The sequence below is a fragment of the Brevibacillus sp. IT-7CA2 genome (assembly GCF_949767855.1).
Taxonomy (GTDB): domain Bacteria; phylum Bacillota; class Bacilli; order Brevibacillales; family Brevibacillaceae; genus Brevibacillus.
In genome coordinates this window covers 1-1467 of sequence record NZ_CATKQT010000030.1, presented here as the reverse complement: position 1 = coordinate 1467, position 1467 = coordinate 1, and the positions used below count along the sequence as shown (strand labels likewise).

General features: G+C 38.4%; 1 protein-coding gene. It reads right to left on the bottom strand.

Features of this window, described 5'->3' with window-relative positions:
* Window positions 1–38 precede the first annotated feature (38 nt).
* A protein-coding gene (locus tag ACM6JA_RS16370) for an IS3 family transposase (RefSeq protein ID WP_289675140.1) occupies window positions 39–1375 on the bottom strand; the annotation gives its coding sequence in 2 pieces (ribosomal slippage) (window positions 39–988 and window positions 988–1375; 1338 coding nt in all).
* Between the last annotated feature and the right edge of the window lie 92 nt (window positions 1376–1467).

Genomic DNA, 1467 nt, shown 5'->3' with positions numbered 1-1467 from the left:
TAAACTGTCCCCTTTGTAAAGGACACTTTTAAAAAAGTCTAGGCAACGTTAAGAAGATGATCTCTGTATTGAACAGGGGTCATCTTTTTTAAGTTCCATTGGTATCTGTTGTTATTGTAGTAAGTCATATAATTCTTAATTTCACGTTTTAGTTCTTTCAGGTTCGTGCATGTCTTAATAGGGACTTCGTCTTTAAAATGTCCAAAAAAGGATTCCTGAAGTGCGTTGTCCCAGCAGTTCCCACGTCTAGACATCGATTGACGTAACCCAAGTTTTCGTACTATTTTTTGAAAGGTCGGATGTGTATAGTGGAAACCTTGGTCTGAATGGATCAATGCAAGGTTAGTTTTATGGAATCTTCGATTCTTTTTTAACTTCAGGAGGGTATCCGTTGCTAAATCTACAGTGAGCCGATCTGATACGTGGTAAGCCACAATTTCATTAGTGGAGCCATCTATAATGGTTGATAAGTATGCTTTCATTCCTTTCCCATAAAACAAATAAGTGATATCCGTAAGAAGTACTTTACCAGGAACACCTTGCTTAAACTGTCTGTTTAAAAGGTTGGGCACCACACGGTGCTCTTTCGTTGCTTTTATCATTCTTTTATAAGGATTTGTCTTCCGAATGGGACATACAATGTTGAATTTCTTCATGATTCGACGGATTCGCTTCAAATTGTAGATAGTCTGAAATTGCCCTGCCAAAATCATTTTAATTTGACGAGCTCCTTTTTTTCGTCCTTTAAAACGAAAAGCCTTTAATATACGCTCTTTTACTTCCTCATCGGTTTCTTCTTTTTGCTTACGCCTTTCCTGTGAACAGTTAGAGAAGTACTTATAGTAGCCGCTGCGTGAGACCTCAGATACTTCGCATAGATAACTCACCATATGTTTAAGCTGGTACTTTTCAATCACTGTACGAATCAGAATATACTTCTGACAAGATGGTAGTGCTAGTCGCTTTTTCTTATCCCCCTTTCCGCATAGCGAATCTTTTTTAGTAGTTCATTTTCTGCTTTTAACAAATTGTTTTGAGCTTCTAATCTTGCATATTTCTCCTCAAGTGTAAGCTCCCTCTCACGAGGTCTCCCAGTATTTTCAGCTCGTGCATCATGCAATCCTAAAGGCCCGTTCTCTCGATAAGTGGCACGCCATCTCTTCCCAGAGGATTGCACGCGGTTCAGCCCGACGATATCTATATCAAAGCCATGCTCCTCGAATATTTCTCTTGGCAACTTTCCCCTTCTGTTTTCCGTAATAAAAATTTGCTTAAACTCATCTGTGTAAGTGATTCCTTTATCACTCACTGATCTGACGAAAGGATTATTTGAAAGGATGTTAATCTCTTTCTCTGTAAACAACTTTTTACTCATTGGACTCAACCCCAGTAATTTTTCTCGATTATACAAAAAAAGTCCCCTATAGGCAGACTTTTTTAAGTGTCTACTCTATAGGGGACAGTTTA